Consider the following 24943-nt stretch of genomic DNA (forward strand, 5'->3'; position numbering starts at 1 on the left):
TTGCGCAGGTGCCGGCCCACACATCCGGCACCTGCTTTTCTAATAAATAAGCATCACAACACACACACCATGAAATCAACTCACAACTGGATCATTGCTGCCGCTGGCTGCCTCCTCTTCGGATGCGGTAAAGACAGCAACACCGGCGGCACTACCGGCAACGCTACCGACGTATTTAAGAAAAATATGCTCGTGAATTATGCGGACACACTGATACAGCCCGCCTACAGCGATCTGCAATCCAAAATTGCCCTCCTGGAAACCGCTGCTGATGCATTCCTTGCAGCACCTTCCGCCGTAACACAACAAGCCCTGAAGTTGCCTTTTAAAAACGCCTACGTTTCCTTTGAAGGCATTTCCGCCCTTTACTTTGGCCCAGGCGCCGCACAGCAGCTAAACAACACCGTTAACACCTTCCCTACTGCTATTAATAAAATTGAAACCGGCATCCAGAGCGGTAACTACAACCTGGCACAGGTAATAGCATCCGACAGTATACAGGGATTTCCGGCACTGGACTACCTCTTTTTTTCCAGCAATGCGGTACAGCAATTCAATGGTACTACTGCCACCAACCGCAAAAAATATGTAAAGGATATTTTCGCGCGCATGAAGCTGCTGCTCACCAATACGCAAAATCAGTGGACTAACGGATACCGCGAAGTATTTGTATCCAATCTGCAAACCAACGTGGGCAGTTCCATCGGCAGCCTCGTTAACCAGTTTGCCTTCGAAATGGATGCGCTTAAAGGCCCCCGTATCGGTTGGCCTTTCGGTAAACAATCCAATGGCATCGTGTTCGCCGATAAATGCGAAGGTTACTTCTCCGCCTATACGAAAGACCTCAGCATCGCCAACCTCAGTGCATTAAAAAAATATTATACCGGCGGCAATGGCAATGGAATTGACGATTACCTGAACCTGCTGGGCAAACAGCAGCTCAACAGCGATGTGCTGGCACAATTCAACCTGGCGCTGAATGCACTCAATGCCATCCCGGACCCAATGTCGGCCGCATTTACCAACAATGCCGCTGTAGTAGAAACAGCCTACCGCGAAACACAGAAGCTGCTCACCCTCATCAAAACAGATGTAGCTTCCGCCACTGCTGTGCAGATAACTTATATGGACAATGACGGCGACTAAGGCACATCCCTGGCTGCGGCCAGTGTCTATTGCGCCGCTGGTCACTTTCCGCATCATTTTCGGATTGCTGATGTTCGGCAGTCTGCTCCGCTTTGTACTCCGGGGCTGGATCGATACCTTGTACATCCAGCCCGCCTATCACTTCACCTATTGGGGATTTGAATGGGTACAGCCACTGGGGGCCACGGGCATGTATATACTTTTTGGGATGATCCTCCTAAGTACACTGCTGATCACGCTCGGACTATTTTACCGGCTGGCCACCATCGTGTTCTTCCTGGGATTTACCTATGTGGAGCTGATAGATGTAACCACCTACCTGAACCATTATTACTTTATCAGTCTGGTAGCATTCATCCTGATTTGGCTGCCCGCTAACCGCAGGTATGCTGTGGATACGCTGCTGTGGCCTTTTTTAAGGAGAGATAAAGTACCCGCGTGGACCATTGGTATCCTCCGGTTTCAGCTGGCCATCGTGTATGTATATGCGGGACTTGCTAAAATCAACAGCGACTGGCTCCTGCAAGCCGAGCCCATGAAAACATGGCTGCCGGCAAGGAGTCACCTCCCGCTTGTAGGTCCGCTGATGTACAAGCCCTGGGTGGCTTACGTGTTTTCCTGGTTCGGCTGCCTGTACGACTGCTTCATTGTTTTCTTTTTACTGAATCGCCGTACCCGGCCATGGGCCTATGCTGTAGTAGTTGGCTTCCATGTGGCTACCGCCATATTTTTTCCGGGCATCGGCATGTTTCCGTACGTGATGATAGCAGCTACGCTGATCTTTTTCTCCGGCGATTTTCATGAGCGGCTGCTACCGGGATATAAAAATGCAGGCACTAACGGTAAGGCCTATACTTTTTCTTATCCCAGGGTGATGCAAACAGTAGTGGTGTTATATATGATCATACAACTGCTGCTGCCGCTGCGTTTCCTCCTGTATCCGGACCGCCTTTTCTGGAATGAGGAAGGCTACCGGTTTTCATGGCGGGTAATGCTGATGGAAAAAGCCGGCACCGCGTATTTCACCGTAAAGGAAGCAGGCCACCAACGGGCTACCACCATCAATAACGCTGCCTATCTGACACCTTTGCAGGAAAAAATGATGAGCACACAACCGGATATGATCCTGAAGTACGCCCATTACCTGCGGCAGGATTTTACAAAGAAGGGATGGAAAAGTCCGGAGGTATACGCAGAAATATATGTAGCCCTCAACGGACAACGCTCCCGATTATTCATCGATTCAAGTACCAATCTGGCGGCGCAGCCACTGAGCTGGCGCCACTACAAATGGATTCTTCCCTATAAATGATTAACATGAGAACTGGTTTTATAGCAATACTGTTGCTGACTATCATTGGCATACCTGCGGCATTTGCCCAGTACGCCCTGGAAGGAACAGTGCGCAGCGGCAATGAACCGCTGGAAGGGGCTATAGTGCGGATTATGCCGGGCAACACGACCCAGGCCTCCAATGAAAACGGATTTTTCCGCTTTGCTAAAATGGAGAAAGGAACCTATACCCTCGTTATTAGTTTTATCGGTTACAAAACCTTTGAGCAGGCTGTCACCATACCTTCTCCCACAGCCAAACTGGACATTAACCTGGAAAAAAATACGCTTACAGAAGTAGTAGTCACCAACAGCAAACAGGAAACGGTATCCGGCAAGCTCCGCGATGTAGTAGGCACTGCTATTTACGCCGGTAAAAAAACAGAGATCATACAGCTGAAAAACCTGAATGCCAACCTGGCTTCCAATAATACCCGGCAGATATACGCCCGCGTGCCCGGACTCAATATCTGGGAATACGACAACGGTGGGCTGCAGCTGGGCATCGGTGGGCGGGGCCTTAGTCCCAACCGCTCCTCCAATTTCAATATCCGCCAGGATGGTTACGACATCAGCGCTGACGCGCTGGGATACCCGGAAAGCTACTACACGCCTTCTGCTGAAGCGCTGGACCATATTGAAATTATCCGCGGCGCAGCTAGTCTGCAATATGGTCCGCAGTTTGGCGGGTTGATTAATTTCGTGATGAAGGAAGGTCCGGCCGACAAGCCCTTTGAGCTGGTGACACGCCAAACAGGCGGCTCTTTCGGATTCTTCAATTCCTTTAACAGTGTAGGCGGCACCGTAGCCAAGGGTAAACTCAACTACTATACGTTTTACCAGTTTAAAAGAAGCGACAGCTGGCGCCCTAACAGTCACTTTGACCAACACAATGCCTATATCCATCTGGCGTATCAGCTTACGCCCAAATTCCGCATTACGGGGGAGTATACGCTGATGAAATACCTGGCCCAGCAGCCGGGAGGACTCACGGATGAGCAATTCCACGAAGACCCATCCATCTCCGTAAGAGAAAGAAATTGGTTTAAGGTAGACTGGAACCTGATTAACCTGAGCCTTGATTACAAGTTTTCACCCCGCTCGCAGCTGAACTGGCGCAACTTTACCTTACAAGGCGGCCGTGAAGCCATCGGCATCCTTTCCTACATCAATCGTCCGGATATAGGCGGGCCGCGGGATTTCATGAAAGACCGCTACAGCAACTTCGGTTCCGAGCTACGCTTCATTCACCGCTATCCCTTGCTGGGCAGTGTTAACAGCACATTCCTCGTGGGAGGTCGCTACTATAAAGGCCTCACCAAAAGGAGCCAAGGCGATGGCAACGACGGCAGCAATGCCGATTTCGAGTTTATCACCCCGGAGCCTAACAAATCCAGCTATCGCTTTCCGGGCTACAACCTGGCGGCATTCGTGGAAAATATTTTCCAGCTAAACAGCCACTGGAGCGTAACACCGGGTATCCGGTTTGAGCATATCAATACCAAAGCAAACGGGTATTACTATAAACAAAACGTGTTTATTGACAACGAAAAGATCCAAGAAACCAAAGAAAATCCACGCTCTTTTACCCTCCTGGGCATCGGAACTTCCTGGAAATTCGATAATGGTACTGAGTTGTACGGTAACATCTCCCAAAACTACCGGTCCATAAACTTCAATGATATCCGGGTGGTAAACAATAATGCCCGCGTGGACCCAAACCTGCATGATGAAACCGGTTACAATGTGGACCTCGGCTATCGTGGCTCCTTTAAAGGTTGGTTATATGTAGATGTGAGTGCTTTTTATCTGAAGTACAACGACCGTATCGGCTCCATCTTTACCAAAGACTCCAATTTCATGACCTACCGGTTACGCACCAACGTAGCTGACAGTCGCAACCTGGGCCTGGAAATGCTGGTGGAGGGAGATATACTCAAAGCTATCACCCAGGCGCGGTCCAGGTATAAACTCAACGTATACACGAACCTCTCCCTGATCGACGCGCGGTACATTGCCACCAAAAACACCGCCTTTGCCGATAAGCTGGTAGAAAACGTGCCACCGGTGCTGTTCCGCACCGGTATCAGCTTTGGTAATCCCAGGTTTAATATCAGCTGGCAGTACTCCTACCAGGGCAAACAATATTCGGATGCTACCAATACAGAGATAACACCGACGACGGTGGATGGCGCTATTTATGCATTTCATGTAATGGACCTGAGTCTGAGTTATAACTGGCGCGGGTTTACCTTCTATACCGGCATCAATAACCTTGCGGATACGAAGTATTTCACGCGAAGAGCGGATGGGTATCCGGGACCTGGTATTTTGCCGGCGGACAAACGTAATTTTTACTTTACTGTTCAATACAAACTGTAGTGTGTATTGTTTGTGACCCCAAAGTGTGTGATGCGGGACTGTCTGAAAAGACAGTCCTTTTTTATGCCATAGCGAAGCCATCCGTTACCTGAAATTTTCCCGATTGCGTAAACATTTCCCTTTTCGTCACCTGACCTTTGCAAAAGTTTTCATCAACCAGATCATCCTAATGACCAGAATTTTATCACTCGTATGCGCCCTTCTCTTTTCGATGGCAGCATACGCCCAAAATGGCGCTATCAGCGGCATTGTAACTACTAACGACGGCCATCCGGCCATCAACGTTACTGTGACGGTGGAGCATACGAAACTGGGCAGCATCAGCAACGAAAAAGGCGAATACACCATCAAGAATATTAAGCCAGGAAGCTGGACCCTAAAGGTTACTTCCGTAGGCGCAGTCACACAATTTAAAGAAGTAAATGTTACAGCCGGCGCCGCTCAGCAGCTGAACTTTACCCTCAATGAAAGCGCTGCCCAACTCAGCGAGGTAACCGTATCTTCCCGCAACCTGAACAAGGAAAGCAGGATGGTGGCCAAAATCCCATTGAAGAACCTGGAAAATCCGCAGGTATACAATGCTGTTTCCACTGAAATCATGAAACAGCAAGGCATTACGGCTTATGATGATATCATGCGGAATGTGCCAGGTATTTTCCTGACCTGGCAGTCCACCGGCCGCTCCGGAGACGGCGCCTCCTATTTCGCCCTGCGCGGATTTGATGCACAGCCTTCTCTGATCAATGGCTTACCAGGCATTACCAGCGGCAACCTCGATCCCGCCGATGTGGAAGAAGTGCAGGTCATGAAAGGCCCTTCAGGCACCCTTTTTGGTGCCAGCTTCTATAGCTATGGCGGTATAATAAATACCATTACCAAAAAACCATACTACGGCTTTGGCGGAGAAGTAGGCTACAGCGTAGGCAGCTTCGGCCTCAACCGCGTTACGGCGGATGTGAATACCCTGCTGAGCAAAAAACAGAAAATAGCCATGCGTGTAAACGCTGCCTATACTACGGAAAACTCTTTTCAGAATGCAGGCTTCAGAAAGGCATTTTTTATAGCCCCTTCCCTGTCATACGAAGTAAACAACCGCCTCTCCTTCCAGGTGATGGCGGAAATTCTGCAGGAAAAGAGAGCCGTACCACCGGTGTTCTTTCACTCCGACCGCGAACATGAACTCGATTTTAAAACTATCGATGAGCTAAACCTGAATGTGAAGGAATCTTTCACCAGCAATGAACTGGTAATGAAAAATCCCCGTTTCAACGTGCAGGCACAGATGCTGTATAAACTGGCCTCCAACTGGACTTCCCAGACCGTTTTTTCTGCCAGCAATGCCAAATCTGACGGCCTATATACCTATATATGGGACCAGGACCCGGGCGATAAATGGTTTGGCCAGGATTTTCATATTGACAATACCACCACCAAAACATTTGATATTCAACAAAACTTCAATGGTGACTTTAAAATTGGTAGTCTGCGCAACCGCCTGCTCTTAGGGTTCGATATATTCCACCGTAATGTAATAGACCAGGGCTCCGGATGGGCTACCGGAAGAAATGTTAGTCCGCAGGGCGATGTGACCGATTATACTGATGCCGAAGGGAAAGTATTTCCGGCTGTGGCACTTACTAAGGATGCCGTGTATGGACTGCTTGCCGGCACAGAAGGCAACAACTCCAACGTATCAAACGGCTCCTACAGTGCTTACGCATCAGATATGATTAACCTCACCCACTCCCTGCTGGTGATGCTGAGTCTGCGGGCGGATTACTATAAGTCCAACGGGGATAAGAACGCCAGCGATGACAGCGATAAATACGATCAGTTCTCCTTGTCGCCTAAGTTTGGCCTGGTGTACCAGATCGTTCCGGAAAAGGTGTCGGCTTTCGCCAGCTACATGAATGCGTTCCTGAATGTGGCACCGTCGCCGGTTTATAACGATGCGGGCACTTACGAGCGTACCCAGTCGTTCAAACCAGAACACGCCAACCAGGTTGAGTTTGGGATCAAAGCAGATATCCTTGCCAATAAGTTATATACAACCGTATCGGTTTACGATATTCGTGTAGCCAATAAGGTGATACCCGATAGCCATAATCCAAGGAACAGCACACAGGGTGGTGTATTTGGCAGCAGAGGATTTGAAATAGACCTGAATGCACATCCGCTGCCGGCACTTAATATCATTGCCGGTTACAGCTATAACCACACAAAAGTACTGGAAGGTAACAATACCGATTTTTATAGTGAGCCAGGCAGATCTCCGGGTGGTCAGGGACCGCAGAACCTGGTGAACCTCTGGGCTACCTATAAATTTGGTACCGGTACGCTGAAAAATTTCGGCATAGGCGCAGGTGGTAACTATGCCAGCCGGTATAAGGTGATTGATAACAGCAAAACCGGCATTTTTTTACCTGCCGGATTATGCCTTGCTGAATGCAGGTGTTTTTTATAACGCCAAACATTTCCGTATATCCGTAAACGTTAATAACATCACTAACGAAGTGTATTATACGGGTTATTGGTCTGTAAATCCGCAGAAGCCGAGGAATTTCACGGCGAGTGCGGCGTTTAAGTTTTAACTTTATTTCTTGTGAATGCGGCTGTATCATACCTGATACAGCCGCATTTCTTTTGGTGCGGACAGGAGGATTCCACTTACATGATCAGAATTTATAACTATACCCTACCCTTAACACCTGCGTTTCATAGTAATCAGTACTCACATAACGAAAGCCATTGCCGTTTACTTCTTTCTTATTCACCAGTGTATTCGCCACATCAGTTACGTTTGCAAACAGTTCTCCTCTGCCGTGTTGTATTCCTTTTTTAACACCCATATCGATGGAGAAACGGGCGTAGGTTTTACCCTGGGGCACCAGGTCCGGTGCCTGGTAAATAGCTGTGAGCTGACCTTCCAGCGCATGCGGAAAATGAAAAGTGCCGTTCAGTTTCACATTCCCGGAAAACATGGATTGGCGTGGCGCGCTAAATGTATTTTCCACCGGGTACAGGTTCACCACTGTAAAGGCGTCCATGATATGCTGGTAGCCGTTCAGGTTCAATCCCAGTGTAGCCCATGGCGTTAGTTGGTGGGATAACAACATTTCCGTGCCGGTATTGTAACTCTTCCCTGCATTCTGGAAAATGTTATAGATCAGTGTGCTGCCAGGTACGGTGCTGGCTATACGTGTAATGGTGGCATCCATGCGTTTGTGATAGATGGAAGTACTAAGAAACCCTTTGCTCCAGTCGGTTTTATAGGCCAGCTCAAACGTATTGGTATACTGTGGCCGCAGGCCAGGGTTGCCTACTTTGATAATTTCAGCATCATCATATTTTGGGAATATGCGGATGTCTACTTCGTTGGGCCTGTCCACCCGGCGGTTATAAAACAGGGAGAACTTATTATCCTCATTGAGCTTGTAAGCCAGGCGCAGATTAGGGAATGGCTGCGTGTATTCGTAACCGTCACTCTTATACGTAGGATGGTTTGGATTCACCTTATAATCGATTTTTACATATTCTACCCGCAGGCCGGCTTCTACTTCAACATGTTCTTTTTCCAGGATGTAGTTACCATAAACAGCCGGGATCACCTCGCTGTAATCGGCCCACCCGCCTGCGTTTACGTCCAGCGGGGAGTTTTCACCGGGCTTGAATTGCATATTAACGGGGATGCTGCGTTTACGGAATTTCACACCAGTTTCAAAGCGGCCATAATGTAAAGGTTGTATGTAGTCGAGGTTAAAATCGGCTACGTGCTCGTCGGACAGCAGTTTGAAGGAGTCCAGGCCGATGAAGGCGGGCATGAAGTTGGTGAAGAAATATTTTTCATCTTCCCGGTGGAAGGTGTAGTTGAATCCGGCATTCAGCACCCGGCCTGGTTGCGCGAAGCGGTGTTGCCAGGCAGTGGAAGCGGTAAAAGTGGTTTTCATTTCATCTTCCAGAAACTGCCACAGGCGTAGGCGTTGCGACAAATCTTTATTAAAAAACGGCTCATCCCCGCGATCCAGGATGTGTTCGCGGGTGTACAGTGCGGACACCGAAAAGTTATCCTGGCTGCTGAGGTTCCAGTCTGCCCCGGCTTTGAGCGTACCTACGTTGGTGGTGCGGTTACGTTTGGTTTGTTGTTTTACAACGGTGCCATCTTCATAAAACCGGTCAACAAATTCATTTTTGTTCAGTGTTTGGTTATACAGGTAATCCCCTTGCAGAAAGAAGTTTACTTTCCCTTTGCGATAATTGAGGCTGAGTGAAGGGTTTACCTTTGGTGTGCGCTGGTACTGGGGGCGGATACCGGGATAGTTATCCTGTTTGATCCAGAGGGCTCCCAAACCGGTGGTGATCCCCGCTTTCCCATTAAAGCCTTCCTTCTTTTCTTTTTTATAGATGATATTGATGATACCGGCGTTGCCGTTGGCATCATATCTGGCGGAGGGGTTGTTAATGATTTCAATGCGGTCAATGGCCGAGGCGGGGATATTATCCAGGCTGCTCTGGCCGCCGAAGCCGGTGAGGGCGGTCTGCTGCCCGTCCACCAATACCATTACCTGCTCGCTGCCGCGCAGTTGCAGTTTTCCATCAGACGTTACCGTTATGCCAGGCAGGTTTTTCATGGCTGCCAGTACAGAGCCGCCGGTCTGACTAACGTTATCGGTTATACTAAATGTTTTCTTATCCATTTTGGGAGATACTATCGCCGCTTTTCCGGCAATGGTAACTTCATTCAGTTTCCTCGCGTTGCTGGTGAGTGCTATGGTACCAAGGTCCAGGAAGGGGTTGAGTTCCCCTACCCTTACCGGTAGGTAGTGGGGCTGGTAGCCTAAATAGGACGCCATGAGCAGGTAACTGCCCTGCCGTACATTTTGCAGTTGAAACCGGCCTTGTTCGGCTGTGATAGTTGCTTTCACGAGGCTTGTGTCGCTGGTGGTGAGGAGGGAGATATTTACAAAGGGCATTGGTTCCCTGGTGGCTGCGTCTTTGATTATGCCTGATACGGTTGCCTGTTGTGCAGTAGCGGCGAGCGTAGTGCCGGTGAGCCATAGCAGGAAAAGGATGATTCGTTGCATCTGCAGTTCTTTTTCTGCATAGTTAGCATCCAAATCAGTTGAAATTCTTAAGCGTCATTACATTTCCCACTTATACCCGGTACCGTACATGGTTTTGAGGTAATTATCGCATCCGGCCTCTGTGAGCTTACGTTTCAGGTTTTTGATATGTACATAGATGTAATTGAAATTATCCAGCGCGTCTGCCATATCTCCCGACAAATGCTCTGCCAGTGCATTTTTAGAGATGACTTTATTTTTATTGCTGATGAAATACAGCAGCAGGTCGTATTCCTTACGGGTAAGAGGTACGGGGTGGTTGGCGATGGTGACTGATTTGCCTTGGAGGTTAATTTGTACATCATCAAAATGAATCACGTCATCGTTGCCGAAATTCCTGCGGCGGATGAGGGAATAGATCCTGGCGGCCAGTTCTGAAAGGTGGAAAGGCTTTGCCAGGTAGTCGTCCGCACCGAGGCGCAGGCCGCTTATCTTATCGTCCACTGAATCCCTGGCTGAAATGATAATGACTCCGCACTGTTTGTTCTGGGATTTAATCTCTTCCAGGACTTTTAACCCATCCCCGCCGGCCAGCATGAGGTCGAGGAGGATGCAATCGTACTCGTAGAGATCTACTTTTTCATAGGCCTCGTTCATGTTCACGGCAAATTCGCACAGATATTGTTCATCTGCCAGATAAGTACTGATGCTTTGCGCCAGCGACCGTTCATCTTCAATAATTAAAATCTTCATATCAGGAGGACTAAGCGGCTAAGGTAGCACCTCATTCTGAATAAAATCTGTACCGGAAAAGTGCTGCCTGGGGTACTTTTTAAATTTTTTTATAGAGAAAATAGGGGTATCTGTCGATTGGCGTGTCCTATAGGGTAAAAGCCTGAATTAAGGTAAAACCCAGTACAGAAGGCAACTTCACATTAAATGATAATTCGATATGATACATAAACGACAATATTATAACACTTTCGTTATGCATAAAGATTATGAAAAGTGCCGCCATACCCATATATTTACTACTTCTGTTCCCTTAGGGGAGCAGCAACTAAACCTTTGCTAACTTGTCAACTGTTATTTTTTATTGCCTGCGACCTGTAATATACGGGCTTGCATTGATGCCTTTCCGTCTGTTATACTTGTTATCTGATGTGATGTTTATACTGTTATACTACGTACTTTCTTACCGGAAGAAGGTAGTGATGGGTAACCTTCGGGCATCTTTTCCTGACAAATCAGAAGCGGAACTACAAAAAATAGGTAGGGATTTTTATCGTTACCTCTGTGATATGTTCCTGGAAACATTCAAAACGCTTACCATCAGTAAAGAAGAGATGGTGAAGCGCTGCAGTTTCACGCCCGAAACTGTGGAGCTGTTTAATAAGCTGGCTGCCGAAAACAAGAGCGCTGTGCTGGTAATGGGTCATAAGGGCAATTGGGAATGGGCCGGCAATACCTTCAGTATTTTATGTAAGCAACAATTATATGTGATCTATCACCCGTTGGGCAACAAGCGCTTTAACGACCTGATGTACCATATGCGTACCCGCTTTGGTACCAAGCTGATTGCCATGCAGGATACTTTCCGGGAAATGGTAAAAAACAGGCATGAGGTGAATGCAACGGCATTTATTGCGGATCAGTCGCCCCAGCCTTCCACGGCACAATGGGTACCATTTTTGCATCAGGACACTCCGGTATCAAAAGGCACGGAAAAGATTGCACAGAAAATGAATTCGCCGGTAGTATATGTGTCGGTGAACAAGGTAAAAAGAGGATATTATACTGTAACAGCAACTATGCTGGTAGAAAACCCTTCTGCAGCGGCGGAAGGCGATATCACGGTATTGCACACACGAAAACTGGAGAAAGACATTATCGAAGAGCCCGCAACCTGGCTGTGGTCGCACAGACGCTGGAAGCACAAAAGAACACTTGCCGCCTGACACTGATTCAACTGACGCAGCAGTACTGCGAAAATACATATCATACAAACCAAAGACCTATGCGCGAAGGAAAAGACCTTATCCTGGCAACAAAACCATTTGCCAGTGAAGTAAGGTCCAGCAGTTGGTTCCATTTGTGGACCACGCTGGCATTACTGGCCGGTGCCCTTACAGGTACCCTTTTACTGCCCTATTTTGTTATCCGGCTGGCCGCCAGCATCCTGGCCGGACTGCTGATTGTAAGAATGTTTGTGATTTATCATGATCACCAGCACCATACCATCCTGCAACATTCCGCTATTGCCAATGCCGTGATGACGATTTTCGGGCTCTATATCCTTGCGCCAACGAGTATCTGGAAGCGTTCTCACGATTACCACCATAAAAATAATTCTAAACTGTTCAGCGCCAGCATTGGCTCCTACCCTATTGCTACGCGCCATAAATTTGAGCAAATGGATACTAAGGAAAGGAGGGCTTACCTCTTTACCCGGCATCCGTTAACGATTATGTCCGGTTACCTGTCCATGTTCCTCATCGGCATGTGTGTGCAGTCGTTCCTGAGCAGTCCGCGCAAGCATATGGACAGTCTGCTCGCCATCATTTTGCACGTAAGCGGCAGTGTGGCCATTTTCTACTTCCTGGGCTGGGAAGCCTGGCTGCTCTTCGTTTTACTGCCGTTTTCCATTGCCTGTGGCATAGGGGCTTACCTGTTTTATGCCCAGCATAATTTCCCGGGTGTAACGTTTAAGGAAAATGAGGACTGGTGCTACCATGATGCGGCGCTGTTGTCGTCCAGCTATATGGTAATGTCTCCATTAATGAACTGGTTTACCGGCAATATCGGCTACCATCATATTCACCACCTGAATGCAAAAATTCCTTTTTACAGGTTGCCGGAGGTGATGGCAAAGATCCCGGAGCTACAGCGTGCAAAAACCACCAGCTGGCGACTCAAAGATATGATAGCCTGTTGCAGGCTGAAGATCTGGGACCCGAAACTACAGCGGATGGTATCGTTGCGGGAAGCGGCGATACGGGCGTAACGGCATTATCTAAACGAAAAGCGCGGACCGGTGGTTCGCGCTTTTCGTTTAGATGGAAGCAGGTTTTCAGCAGCACTTTTGCCAATTGAGGCTATCATCTCCCTACATCTTATACTACCCAACAGAAGAATCCGCCAGCGCAACATTTTCGTAATATGGCTAAAAATCATTGACGTAAGCAAATATTTAAATCTAATTGATTAATTTAGCTATATGGAGGCTAATTTCATTGAATATTTACATATTTCGGACTTCAAATCCATTCAGCAACTGGATTTGATCGGCTTCAAGCGCATTAATCTATTTATTGGTCGCCCCAATGTTGGAAAGTCTAATATAATAGAAGCTTTGTCGCTTTACTCCATTCCTTATCTGAAAGAAAATTCCTCCAAAAAGCTTTCTAATCTTGTTAGAGTAGAACATGAATCAGAGTTATTTTACAATGGTAACCCAATGCGGGATGCTGTTATTAAAAGCAACGTGGGACTATGCACTTTAATTTATAACCCGAAAGAAGGGTTAAATATTCGCATTAGCAAGGCCCCATTTGATGATGCTGTTTTTAGCGTTGATGCCAAATTAATGGTGAAGGCTAATAAAAAAAACAATACCTATACTTCCCCGGTTAAGCGATACACCTATAACTCAGATGTGGTATATAAAAAGGGGCATGCCAAATACTTAATTCCTCCTTTTGGGCCTAACTTATTTTCCATTATTGAGCAGGATCCATCTCTTAGAGAGGAAGTGAAAGGGCTGTTTGCAGCAAATAATCTGGAAATTGTTTTTGATAAAGGAAGCCAGACCATTAAGGTTATCCAGCATAAAGTAGATGATGATATATTTTTGATACCTTATAATTCTATTGCTGATACCTTGCAAAGAATTATATTTTATAAGACCGCTATCTCATCCAATAATAACAGCATATTATTGTTTGAAGAGCCCGAGGCACATTCGTTTCCGCCATACATGACTCATTTCACGCAGGAAATAATCCATAAGCGTGATAATCAGTACATGATCGCAACACATAGTCCCTTTATTTTAAATGATTTGCTGGAAAATGCCAGAGAAGAATTAGCAGTCTTCATAGTGGATTACAAAAACCGGGCAACCACTGTTCGCCAGCTCTCAGATAAGGAATTGCATGACATCTTTCAAATCGGAGTAGACTTATTTACTAATAGTGAAAGTTATATCTGATGGCAATGGACGATTATTTTATTCCTGAATGTTATGTTGACCCGTTGGTTTTAGCAACCATTTAAAAATTCACATACAACGGATCATGCCCCATCCCTGGTATAAACTCCCCCGTAAGCCACTCCGTACTTAGTTTAAGAAAATTAGTGCTACTCCCGTCCGTACATCCAAAATATTCCGCCTGTATCACTTCCCGGTCGATCACCAGCTGTACATGCTTTTCTGTATCGAGCAGCAGGCTCAGTATGGTAGCACCGGCAGTATCCGTACCCAATAGTGATTGCAGCAATTTCACAGGTGCCATAGTCACGGGAGAAAGGCGGAGTTCTGCGCTCAGGTCTTCCGGTGTAAATGGTTTTTCCTGTGGGGTGATGACCAGGTAAAAATCATTTTGCTGCCGGTCGCACAGCAGCAGTGTTTGCATCATTTTTACCTGTAAGGCTGCTTCCAGCAGGGGGTATTCCTGCACTGCGGGTGTGACATTGGTTTCTACCCGCTGGTAGGTGACACCCTTTTCACGGAGCATTTTATACACCAGTTTCTGGAGCGGTACATCGAAGGTGTTGGGTCGGTTTGTTTTGACCTCACTGACTGAAAGCATATTTATGGACAGTTAAAACGGGGCTAAAGATACTATTACTTCTCTAAGAAATAATGGGCAACTGCATGCCTGCATGACACATTATCAGTAACTTTCCTATATCAACGGAAAACATGAAACAAGCTGATATTATAGTGATTGGTGCAGGTGCAGCGGGACTGATGGCCGCCAGCATACTCACCAAAGCAGGAAAAAAGGTATGTGTTCTGGAAGCACGGGACCGCACCGGTGGCCGCATTCATACTACTTTTGCTGAAACAGGCGCCGAGTTCATACACGGTAATTTACCCGTTACATTGGAACTCCTTCAGGAGGCAGGCATTTCGTATAATGATACCCGTTTTGAAATGTTCCATCATGCTGACGGGCACATGTTACAAGGTGATGAGCCGGTAACCGGGTGGGATGAACTGCTGGACAAAATGAACCAGCTGGAAAGTGACATGCCACTGAATAGCTTTCTGGACCAGCATTTCGCGGGAGATAAATACGCCGGCATGCGGGAGGAAATCACCGCATACGTAAATGGTTACGACACCGCCTCGCTCAGTGAGGTAAGCACTTTCGCTATCCGCGATGAGTGGGAACATGACGATGACGAAGCGCAGCACCGGGTAATTGCCGGCTATAGTGCTATGATTCAGTATCTGCAAGTTGTTTGTATAAAGGGAGGTAGTGAGATACTATTGCAGCAGGTGGTACGGCGCATTGAATGGGCGGAAGGGCTCGTGCATACGCAAAACGCTACTTATAAGGCTCCGAAAGTATTAGTTGCCTTACCGCTGGGTGTATTACAACAGGACAACGCGGTGGTTTTTGAACCTGCTCTCCCTCAACAACAAGCCGCCTTTCGCGACATTGGCTTTGGCGCTATCATCAAAGTGCTGCTGGAGTTCACCTCCCCTTTTTGGATGGAGGATACCGCCTTCGGCAATCCTGCAATAAGTCGTGATACTACGAGACTGGTGGTATCTGGTGAAAAGGTGCCTACCTACTGGACACAAACGGAGCCGGGCAGCACACTGCTCACGGGCTGGCTGGGTGGCCCGCCTGCCAGGGAAATGCAGGACTGCTCACCGGAAGAAATATTACAGGCTACCCTGCAATCTCTCAGTAACATTTACCGACGACCGGTAGCTACATTACAATCGCAGCTGCAGCGCTGGGAGGTGGTCAATTGGACCGCCGATCCATTCACGCGTGGATCGTATGCATATGATAAAGTAGCGAGTAACGCCGCAAGGAAGGTACTACAGGAACCAATGGCCGGCACCCTGTTTTTTGCCGGAGAATACTTGTATGAAGGTCCCTCCATGGGAACGGTGGAGGCAGCGCTGACCAGTGGGAAAAATGCGGCTGCCCTCCTAACGAAGTAGAGCCGGGCTGCGCCCGGCTCCCAGAAGCGATGAGCCGGGCGCAGCCCGGCTCTACAAATGGCGTACAACCGGATACACCCAAAAGATTCCGCCGTCAGCGCCGGTTTCGATTAATTAAACGACCAGGTAAAGAAAGTACCCGCAGGGAAATTCGTATAGTCCTTATAGTTAGCGCTCAAAGCAGCATCACCGCTGAAGTTGAAAACACTGATATTATTAATAAGGTAGTTCAATCCATAACCTTTGATGGTGTTAAGGTATACTTCACCTGTAACCGGGTGTACCGCAATATTGTTATATACAATCCCGGCATTTTCTACCATCGTTTTCGCATCTACCATGAACTCAGTGGTATTCAAACTAAACACGTGACGGTAAATTTTAGTACCGGCACCGCTGAAATACAGCGTGTCGCCTTTGGCGGTAATGCCAGGCGTAGCGCCAAAGCCAGCGCTCAGGCTGCCGGTGGTAATCTCGTTGGCTTTGATTAATGAATAATCTCTGAAATTAACTTTGGAGATCTTGGAAGGCGTACCTGTGGTAGATACCCAGATATTACCATCATTTGCCCTTACCACCCCACTTACGGATGCTTTCATATCCAGCGCGTACGAGATAGTATCCTTGTCTGCTTCCACCACAAATACTTTAGTACCAGCGGCTACAAATATTTTGTTATTGGATACGGCCATGGTCATTTTTGCCGCCCCCCTGGAACCTTTAATTAGGGTCAGCACTTTGGTAGCAGTATTAAACCGGGATAAGCCGTTATTGTCACGGATAATCACGTTCTGCTCATTCAACACGGCCACATGTGTAGGCCAGCTGAGGGTTTTCACTTCATCATTGTAAGCAGCTTCCTTTTTCAGTGTTTCGGCATTGGCCACAATCAGCATCCCGTCGTTCTCAAAAGAGGCCCCTACTGCATTCTTTTTACCATTCTGAGAAATGATGTACATTTTGTTGCTGCTGATAAATAAATCCTGCGCCACATTACCCAGTTGAGTACCATTCGCTTTAAAGTAAGCGCTGTCGGTAACCACACCTTTCGGACTAATGAAGGTAAGGGTACCATTTTCGGTAGTCATATTGCCTTCGTTGAGCACAAACGTACCGAACTTATATTTACCATACACGTTGATGGTCTCCTGGGAAGACGATTTTTGACCATTCAGTGTAGCCGTTACCGTGATTTTATGTTCACCTAAATCTGTGGTTACAAATTTCAGCACGGAATCGGTTACTATGGCATCTTTACCATCTACTGCCCATGCAAACGTGCTACCTTTGGCGGCTTTTACTTTAAACATCAGCGTGTCTTCCTGCGCTACATCTTTTTGCGCACTTACATTTACAATCGCCACTTCGAGGGCTTCTACCGGAACAAGATCCGTGGAATCTTTTTTGGAACAGGATACTGCTGCAACGGCGATGAGCGCCCCAACGCCTAATACACTTTTTTTCATACTCTATTGATACTAATTGATTTTTTATTGCTGGTTAATGGTCGTGATATTGGTACCGAGGAGATGCAGGTCTTCGCCGCGGCTTACCTCCGTAGAAGATTCACCGAGCCAGCCATTTTCCTGGTTTACCCCATTATATATTTTTACAAAGTCGATGCCTGGCAGATTCACTTTATTACCATCTTTATCAATGGCCCAGTCGATGTCAATACCGGAGTTGTCGTGTATGTTCGGATAATTATCTACATAGCCGTAGCCGTATGCATACAGCACATAGTAACTACCGGTACCACTTTCATCTACCCCGTTGGCTGCCAGGCGGATGCCTTTGAAAGTAAGCTGATTGTCTTTTACCCAGCCAGGGTAATAGCTTTGCGAGTGGTAAGTATTTTTAATTTTGTAACCCTGCTGCCCCTGGTTGTCTTTCCAGCTGATATAGTTGGCGATACTGATGAAATTATCAGGCGTACCGGGCGTTTCGGTGGTAGGGCGACTATAAGTCATTTCATAATTACGGAAGGTGCGCACATCCACTTTACCGTTTGCTGCGGCGCTGTACCAAAGTTCTTTTTCGGCACCGAAGTTGCCACTGCCTTTGATCTCGTACCATTCGTCCTCATCGGGCTTACCGTTCTTATTCTTATCATAGGCTACCATTACCACACCTGGCTCGCAGCTGCCGCCGAAAGGCGCATCAGGACGAGGGTTGGAATTAGCGCCAAAGGCATTGCCCTGGATGCGGAAATCGCGGCGCCCGGCTACATTCACAATGGTATGGTCAAACCCTACCACTACATAACCACCCCAGCCACCAAGTGTAATAACACTGGCATCTTCCCCTTTCAACTCTTTCTCTACTTTAGCCAGCATGGTTTCGTAAGTATCCCCGGCAGCGTATTTGGGCAGTTCATTCACAAACTGGCCAGGTGCCGGCAGGTAGTCAAATACTTTGGTGATATAGGGAGATGGCGCCTGCGCTGCCTGCTTTACTGTTACCAGCAAGGTATCGGTCAGGCTGCCGGAGGAAACACTGATTTTGTAATCACCCTTATCTGTTGCGGCGAATAATGCGGTGGCATTGGCAGCTGCCAGCCGGTACAAGGCACCGGGAGCAGTTACTACTTCCCATTTAATGTCAGTTTTACCGGCAAACTTCTGGGAAGCCTCCAGCGTTAGAATTGCGTTGGCATTTGTGGCGCGGTTCAGGTACTGACCGGTGGTGATCTGAATTGCTTTCTGAATAATATTTCCCCTGTTATAGGCCATCACTACCAGGTTGAAAGTACCGGCAGTGGCAGGCGCCACAAAACTATACTGCAGTCCATTGGCAGCCCTTGCGCCGTTGAGCATCCACACGATGGAGTCCACCCTGTTTTCCACGGCGGGCTTCAGCAACAGCGTTTCTTTTACCACTACATAATACGCCGAGTCCAAACCGCTAATTACCGGCGGCGCCTCCGGCATTTCTGCTTCTTCTTTTTTACAGCTGCTGATTACCAATAAACCGCAGGCGAGGTAAACGAGAAATTTAAATCGATTATTCATTTGATATAATTTTAAAATGGAAAGCCGGGCATATCTTTAGATCGTTACATCTACGTTATCGATACAGATATACGCAGGTGTATTTAAGCCATAGGAGCCATTATCATTGCCTTCAAAGTTGAATTCAACACGGGTAACGGTTCCTAAATCTGACAGGTCGAAATAAGTCCAGGCGGTTAATGGTGATACCACCGGCAGGTGGTTGCTATAGCTGGCCAGGTAGATCTCTACCGGGTCGCCGTTATTCGTAGGGGTATTGCCGTTATAACCGTAGGCCAGTAATTTAATATAGCCTTCTCCGTTAGCCACATCTTTGAGTGGGGTAGCTACACCGCTGGAGCCGAATGCGTTACCGTTCTGAATCACGCCATAGGTGTAGGAAGAAAGACATACGTACATCCCATCTACCACGCCGCTGCCGCTGGTAAAATTCATGGTAGGCCGGGTAGCATACGAGGAGTTCCAGGCATCTACGTAACCAAACAGCACCGCAAAGTTACTGCTGCCGCCGTAGCCGCCGTTTTTAGCGCCATGCGTACCGGAGTAAACACTGCACTGGTTGAGGTAAGAGTACCACCAGTCGCCCGTTTTACCGGCGATGTTGGATTTATAATTCCAGTCCGACACCACAAAACCGCCATTGTAATAATCCACCGGAGTACCGCCTCCGGCGCCTTTAATGGCAAATTTCAGGTTGCTGGGTGAATGTGTGTAGGGGGCAATCTGGGTTCCTCCCCAGGAAGAATAGGCATTATCGCCGTAGGAAGTAGTGTCGGCCATGTAGCCGCGACCAATCCCTTCAAATGTAATTGTGTAAGAGGTAGTCAACAGGGATTTCGCTGCTGTTGCCTGGCCCTGATCCAGTGCCATCGGATCTGGCGCCAGATCGTTCTGCTTGGAACAGGAGGATGCTACAACAAGAGATAGTGCTGCTATGATGAGGGTTTTACTAAAATGGGACTTTTTCATCAGTCGAGTTTTTTAGGTGAGATATTTAATTCGGGGTTGCCCGGCTTTCTAGTTTTTAAGATGTTTGTCCAGGATAGCGCCCACATGCAGCATACGGGTTTCATCCATGTTGAAATCCACTACCTGGCCACCGGCGTTGATAAAGTCCTGCTGGATAGGATATACCACTTTCCGCACTTTCACGAAATCAATGCCAGGCAATTGCACGCGTTCTCCTTTGGCATTTACCGCCATGTCAATATCGATATTCAGCTTCTGCGAAAATGGAGGAGCACCGGTGAGGTTTTTGGTAATACGTTTGCCTTTGCGGGTAAAGGAACTTTGCCAGCCGTCCAGCATCATAACTTTTTTGTTGGGGATATCTGTCATGCTGAGGCCCGGAAAAAATCCTCTGGAGGAAAAGGTGCCGGCATCCGTCATGGAGCTGGTGAAGGTTTTGTTGGTCAGCATCTCCCCTTGCGCTGGCTTTTCCTGGTTATCTTTCCAGGTGTAGTAGGTATATATTCTTTTGGCGTCAGTTTCTGTTTTGGTGTAGGTAAACATGATCTGGTAGTCCGGCATATCTTCCAGACCATAATCATCATTTTTTACTTCGAACCATTCGTCCTCGTCCGGTTTACCGTTTTTGTTACGGTCGTAGGCGACGTATACCGCCGGCTGATCCAGTTTGGAGAAGGTGGCAGTAAGTTCCAGGTCGGGCTTGCCGGGCGCATTGGCTACGGTATGATCAAATTTAAAGGTAGCATAGCCGCCCCAGGAGCCGATTACCAGCGAAGGGCCCACGTTGTCTTTCCTGATGGCGGTAGCTTTCACTAAAAACTCATTATATGGCAGCTGGTATTCATGACCGAACTTCCAGAACTCCGCCGTACCAATGATAGCCCAGTTGTGATTTTTAGCTGGTGCAGGAGCGTATTCCAGCACCTGGTAAGCATTTTGTACATATTGTGCCGGGGTAACGGTAATGCTGCGTGTAGTCGTAGCCGTTTGCTTACCGGCAGTTGCGCGCAAATTCAATTCATAGGTGCCGGCAGCTGGTGAGATAAAGCTCAGCCCACGTTGTCTACCAATTACCGAATCACCAATGGACCATTGGTAGGTATAATCATTTCTTTCAGGACCTGCAACGGCGGGTATTATATCGAGCACCTTACCCATTGGCACTTCCAGCTTATCTGCAATCGTCAGTCCGATGGGCTTTTCCACGTATATTTTAAAGGACTGCCTGTCGGTGCCGCCTTTATTATCTACCTGAAAAATAATTTCAAAATTCCCGGCAGCCGTAGCTTCAAAGGTATAGCTAAGCTGACCGGCAGCGGCTTCCTTACCATTCACCAGCCAGGCATAGCTGTTTCCTTTCAGGTTGGTTACATTGGGGGCCAATACCATCCTGTCTCCTATATTCAACACCATGGTATCAGTAGCTACGCCGGTAATACTGGGGGCGCGATACTCCTCCTTCCTGCAGGAAGAAAGGAACACCGCAGCTGTAAACAGATTCAGAAAAAAGGCTTTTTTCATACGTTAAAATTGGTGGGGGGTGTATTATGATTTTGGTAATAGCACAATATGCGCAGGGATATCACCGGTACGAACGCTCCATTTCTTTTTCCCGTCTTTTGAAAAACAATACAGCATGCCAGGTGATACATAGTTACCTGCATCTGTGACATAAATATCTTTGGTCACCGGATTGACCATAATGCCATAGGGTATTTCGATTTCTTTATCCGTACCATCGGTGATAAAGGCGCGACTCACCACCTCATGCGTACGTGTGTTTACAATGGCATAGGTGATTACGTTGGAATACGTGATGTAGCTCCATTCGGTACTGTACACGTATAAGGAATCGCCATCGAGGTAGTAGTTGCTGACCGCAATGGGCAAAGTATCCGTCACCTTATCCTGGTTTTTATCGATGAAATAAAGTCTGGAGGGTAGTTGCTTATAATCCCCGCGGGAGGTTACCCAAAGGTTGCCACGGTTGTCAGCCTTTATGTGGTGCAGGTTGTAGGCTACATCAATTCTTTTTTCTTCTTTGAAAGATGCCAGGTCAATCACGGAAACGGTGCGCTCGTATTTCTCCGTGCTACCCGCTCCCATATAGCCACCGGAGTTAGCCACATAGATTTTGCCATTGGTGACCTCCAGTCCGTCCGGCTGGAAGCCTACAATGCAGCGATCTACCTCCTGTAAAGTGCCGGTATCGATTTTTGCTACATATCCTTTCTGTGTATAGTTCGGATTGATCTGGATAGGGCCTGCATAGGAGGTAATATAGGCGTAACCGTTATCAAACTTTATATACCGGCAATTAGGGATTTCAATCTGCCCGATCCTTTTGGCGGTGCGGGCATCCATAACTTCCACCTTATTGGAAGCATTGATCACCGCGTACAATCTGCTGCCATAAATGGCGATATCGTTACCTACATCCCCCAGTTCCTTTGGCACATTGGGATTGATGGCTGCATAAATATTTCGTTGGTACTTGCCCGTAGTATAATCAAAATAGTCAAGTGTACTTTTATTACTACCCATATTGCCTTCGTTCAACAGGTAGAATCCTGCAAAAGCATTATCAGCCGCCGAGTCCAGCGAAGTATCTTCATTAATAAACACTTCCACCTCCTTGCGGCAGGATGATGCCAGCATGGCTAGCACGAGGAAGGATAATAAAAAATACCTGCTCATAATTCTACGGATAAAATGATTTTATAATTTCTTTTCGGCATCGGATAGTTCACTACTACTTCGTAATCCTGTCCTAATACATTATTCAGCTCCGCTGCAATACGGCAGCGATAACGTTTGAACTGGAAATTCTTAGCTGCGGATATATCATTGGTATACCAGGGCTGTTCATAGTTCTCTGGTATGTTAGCCGAGTTCTGGTAACGTTCGCCTACATAAATAAAGCTGTAGTTGAGTCGCCACGACTTATACTGCACCGTTGAAATCACCGAACCGCTATGCCACGGGATATAGGGAATTTGTCCTCCATACGTGATCTTTTGTAGTTCCGGATTTTTACGTGTGGTATAGTCGCGCGCGGTCTGGTACGTATAGGCGGTCCTGATATTCCATAATATCTCCCGGGAAAAAGTAAATGCCAGATCAGCCACCACATCCACTCCCCTGATTTCTACATCCCCGATATTCATCATCATCCAGCGGTACATGCCACTGCCTTTAGGTACGGCCACAATTTTGTTGGTCACCTGGTTATAGTAAAAATCTGATTGGAGCTGAAACTCGCTCAGTACCGACCCGGCACGGGTTTTACGGTATGCGAAGCCGAGGTTGTATTGGTGTGTATATTCCGGTTGCAGGCTAATATTTCCAATGTCTGTATAATAGAGGTCATTGAAAGTAGGCATGCGGAAAATATTCTTATAAAAGGCTCTTACATTGAAATCCGCTTTGGTAAAGGGTTTATAGGAAATAAAGAAGGCTGGTGTTACTTCATTTTTGGAGGGCGCTGCTGCAGCGGTATCCGTTGCGGAAGTGTTGCCTCTTGTGATGCGCTCATTTACAAAAGTTCCTAGCAGGCTTCCCTGCATTTTTACCGGTCCGAATTCCGCTGCCGTGGCCAATGCGATCAGGGAGGTGAATCTTTTCGGGAACACAAAGCCATCGAGGTTGGAGTTAAGCGTATTGTATTGAAAATCGGTGGAGAGATTGACATCTATTTTTTTGGATACACTGTACTTATTTGCGATGGAAGCGTACCATTCCTGTTGGTGAAAGTTATTGTCCAGGTACAGTAGCGTGGTGTCCGGATTGAGGTAACGCATATAGTCGTTGGCGTACTTTGCGTTTACCTGTACATCATAACGTTTGCTTACATTTTTTTGCAGGCCACCCTGCACAAAAAAGTTGCGGTCCCACTGGCGTTGCGAGCGTTTCCAAACGTTGTTGACGATGGCGCCCGGGATGCCTCTTTCCGAATCGTAGAAATAACCTTTTACGTTCCATACTCCCCGGTTAAGGTTGCCGTATAATCCTGTTTCCACGCGCCATGCGTTGATATCGCCGTTTTCGCGGGTGGCGGTGGTGTCCCAGGCGGTAGTGCCGGAGCCATGGTATACTCTTTTATAGCGGAACGGGTAGCGGCCGGAGGACTTAATATATTCGCTGCTGAGTGAGTAATTTACCTTGTCAGAAATTTTTTGTTCCCACAGTACGGAGGGATTGATTAGATCGAAGGAGCCGGTTTTGAATACGCCTTTAAAGTTGGTGGTTTTGGTGGAATCAAACGCCGGTTTACGGCTACGGAGGTAGATGGTACCGGAGGAGCCATAATCTTTTGCAGGCTGGAAAATATCGCTTTTCTGGCCATTGTAAACCGCGATGGATTCGATGTTATCCATGGAGAATTTACCGAGGTCGATCTGGCCATTTTGTGCGTTGCCGAGCTGGATACCATCGTAGAAAACGCCCATATGGTTGGTGCCCATACTGCGCATGTCTACGGTTTTGAGGCCGCCTATGCCTCCATAATCTTTTACCTGCACACCAGCGAAATAGCGGATGGCATCTGCTACAGAAAAACTGTTCAGGCTCTTTAGATTTTCGCCGGTAAGTTTCTGCGAAGGGATCACTTCCTTATAGCCGATGGTGGAAATGGTTACACCCCGCAATGTTCTTACGCCGGCGGTATCCACGTGGGTGGAATCGCGGTTGGTTTGTTGTCCGTAGCTGCGCGTGCCAATAAGTGCCAAAAACGTTATCATCAACGTTTTTAATGCGTTTGACATATCAATAAAAAATTAAACTGGTCCGGTACAGGTACCGGATGACATACTCAAAAAATCCTGAAATAATTTCAGTGTAGTTGATTCAAAGCACCT

Annotated in this window: 17 protein-coding genes; 8 read left to right on the forward strand and 9 right to left on the reverse strand. The window is 47.4% G+C overall.

What is annotated here, in order from left to right; translation table 11 throughout:
- Positions 1 to 69: 69 nt before the first annotated feature.
- The 4 genes from KW844_RS12280 to KW844_RS12295 all read left to right on the forward strand — a co-directional run bounded on the left by KW844_RS12280 (position 70) and on the right by KW844_RS12295 (position 7324).
- The gene (locus KW844_RS12280; protein ID WP_218377032.1) at positions 70 to 1146 is read left to right on the forward strand and encodes an imelysin family protein; all 1077 of its coding nucleotides are present in this window, start codon (positions 70 to 72) and stop codon (positions 1144 to 1146) included.
- Positions 1133 to 2458 carry an HTTM domain-containing protein gene (locus KW844_RS12285; protein WP_218377033.1) on the forward strand — a complete coding sequence of 442 codons (1326 nt, stop codon included), beginning with the start codon at positions 1133 to 1135 and terminating at the stop codon, positions 2456 to 2458. The genes KW844_RS12280 and KW844_RS12285 overlap by 14 nt, the downstream gene beginning before the upstream one ends.
- Positions 2459 to 2463: 5 nt before the next feature.
- The gene (locus KW844_RS12290; RefSeq protein WP_218377034.1) at positions 2464 to 4860 is read left to right on the forward strand and encodes a TonB-dependent receptor; all 2397 of its coding nucleotides are present in this window, start codon (positions 2464 to 2466) and stop codon (positions 4858 to 4860) included.
- A gap of 169 nt (positions 4861 to 5029) precedes the next feature.
- Positions 5030 to 7324 carry a TonB-dependent receptor gene (locus KW844_RS12295; protein ID WP_218377035.1) on the forward strand — a complete coding sequence of 765 codons (2295 nt, stop codon included), beginning with the start codon at positions 5030 to 5032 and terminating at the stop codon, positions 7322 to 7324.
- A 211-nt stretch (positions 7325 to 7535) separates the two neighbouring features.
- On the opposite strand, the gene KW844_RS12305 is transcribed toward KW844_RS12295, so the two are convergent.
- Together KW844_RS12305 and KW844_RS12310 are read right to left on the reverse strand one after the other, a co-directional pair.
- Positions 7536 to 9941 carry a TonB-dependent receptor domain-containing protein gene (locus tag KW844_RS12305; RefSeq protein ID WP_218377037.1) on the reverse strand — a complete coding sequence of 802 codons (2406 nt, stop codon included), beginning with the start codon at positions 9939 to 9941 and terminating at the stop codon, positions 7536 to 7538.
- Positions 9942 to 9998: 57 nt separating this feature from the next.
- A complete protein-coding gene (locus KW844_RS12310) occupies positions 9999 to 10673 on the reverse strand; it encodes a response regulator transcription factor (protein ID WP_218377038.1) in 675 nt (224 codons plus the stop codon).
- Positions 10674 to 10996: 323 nt separating this feature from the next.
- Between KW844_RS12310 and KW844_RS12315 the strand changes: the two genes are divergently transcribed.
- The 3 genes from KW844_RS12315 (at position 10997) to KW844_RS12325 (ending at position 14130) form a co-directional block, all read left to right on the forward strand.
- Complete coding sequence (locus KW844_RS12315; RefSeq protein WP_218377039.1) at positions 10997 to 11878, forward strand: lysophospholipid acyltransferase family protein; 882 nt, start codon at positions 10997 to 10999, stop codon at positions 11876 to 11878.
- Positions 11879 to 11937: 59 nt separating this feature from the next.
- A complete protein-coding gene (locus KW844_RS12320) occupies positions 11938 to 12924 on the forward strand; it encodes a fatty acid desaturase (protein WP_218377040.1) in 987 nt (328 codons plus the stop codon).
- 213 nt (positions 12925 to 13137) lie between these two features.
- Positions 13138 to 14130, forward strand: coding sequence for an ATP/GTP-binding protein (locus tag KW844_RS12325; protein ID WP_218377041.1), 993 nt, complete (start codon positions 13138 to 13140; stop codon positions 14128 to 14130).
- A 61-nt stretch (positions 14131 to 14191) separates the two neighbouring features.
- Here KW844_RS12325 and KW844_RS12330 read toward each other — a convergent pair whose 3' ends face one another.
- Positions 14192 to 14731: a YbaK/EbsC family protein gene (locus tag KW844_RS12330; RefSeq protein WP_218377042.1), complete on the reverse strand. Its 540-nt coding sequence runs from the start codon at positions 14729 to 14731 to the stop codon at positions 14192 to 14194.
- Positions 14732 to 14844: 113 nt separating this feature from the next.
- Here KW844_RS12330 and KW844_RS12335 point away from each other — a divergent pair, with 113 nt between their 5' ends.
- The gene (locus tag KW844_RS12335; protein WP_218377043.1) at positions 14845 to 16107 is read left to right on the forward strand and encodes an NAD(P)/FAD-dependent oxidoreductase; all 1263 of its coding nucleotides are present in this window, start codon (positions 14845 to 14847) and stop codon (positions 16105 to 16107) included.
- 110 nt (positions 16108 to 16217) lie between these two features.
- Here KW844_RS12335 and KW844_RS12340 read toward each other — a convergent pair whose 3' ends face one another.
- Genes KW844_RS12340 through KW844_RS12365 form a run of 6 tightly spaced genes read right to left on the reverse strand, consistent with a single transcriptional unit; the run spans position 16218 to position 24850 of the window.
- Positions 16218 to 17573 carry a DUF5074 domain-containing protein gene (locus KW844_RS12340; RefSeq protein WP_218377044.1) on the reverse strand — a complete coding sequence of 452 codons (1356 nt, stop codon included), beginning with the start codon at positions 17571 to 17573 and terminating at the stop codon, positions 16218 to 16220.
- A gap of 24 nt (positions 17574 to 17597) precedes the next feature.
- The gene (locus KW844_RS12345) at positions 17598 to 19118 is read right to left on the reverse strand and encodes a hypothetical protein (RefSeq protein ID WP_218377045.1); all 1521 of its coding nucleotides are present in this window, start codon (positions 19116 to 19118) and stop codon (positions 17598 to 17600) included.
- 36 nt (positions 19119 to 19154) lie between these two features.
- The gene (locus KW844_RS12350) at positions 19155 to 20087 is read right to left on the reverse strand and encodes a DUF4465 domain-containing protein (protein ID WP_218377046.1); all 933 of its coding nucleotides are present in this window, start codon (positions 20085 to 20087) and stop codon (positions 19155 to 19157) included.
- A gap of 48 nt (positions 20088 to 20135) precedes the next feature.
- Positions 20136 to 21608, reverse strand: a complete 1473-nt coding sequence (locus tag KW844_RS12355) for a PKD-like domain-containing protein (RefSeq protein ID WP_218377047.1) — start codon at positions 21606 to 21608, stop codon at positions 20136 to 20138.
- A gap of 24 nt (positions 21609 to 21632) precedes the next feature.
- A complete protein-coding gene (locus KW844_RS12360) occupies positions 21633 to 22784 on the reverse strand; it encodes a YncE family protein (protein WP_218377048.1) in 1152 nt (383 codons plus the stop codon).
- Positions 22781 to 24850, reverse strand: coding sequence for a TonB-dependent receptor (locus KW844_RS12365; protein ID WP_218377049.1), 2070 nt, complete (start codon positions 24848 to 24850; stop codon positions 22781 to 22783). The genes KW844_RS12360 and KW844_RS12365 overlap by 4 nt, the downstream gene beginning before the upstream one ends.
- Between the last annotated feature and the right edge of the window lie 93 nt (positions 24851 to 24943).

This window comes from Chitinophaga sp. sic0106 (assembly GCF_019219075.1).
Lineage (GTDB): Bacteria > Bacteroidota > Bacteroidia > Chitinophagales > Chitinophagaceae > Chitinophaga.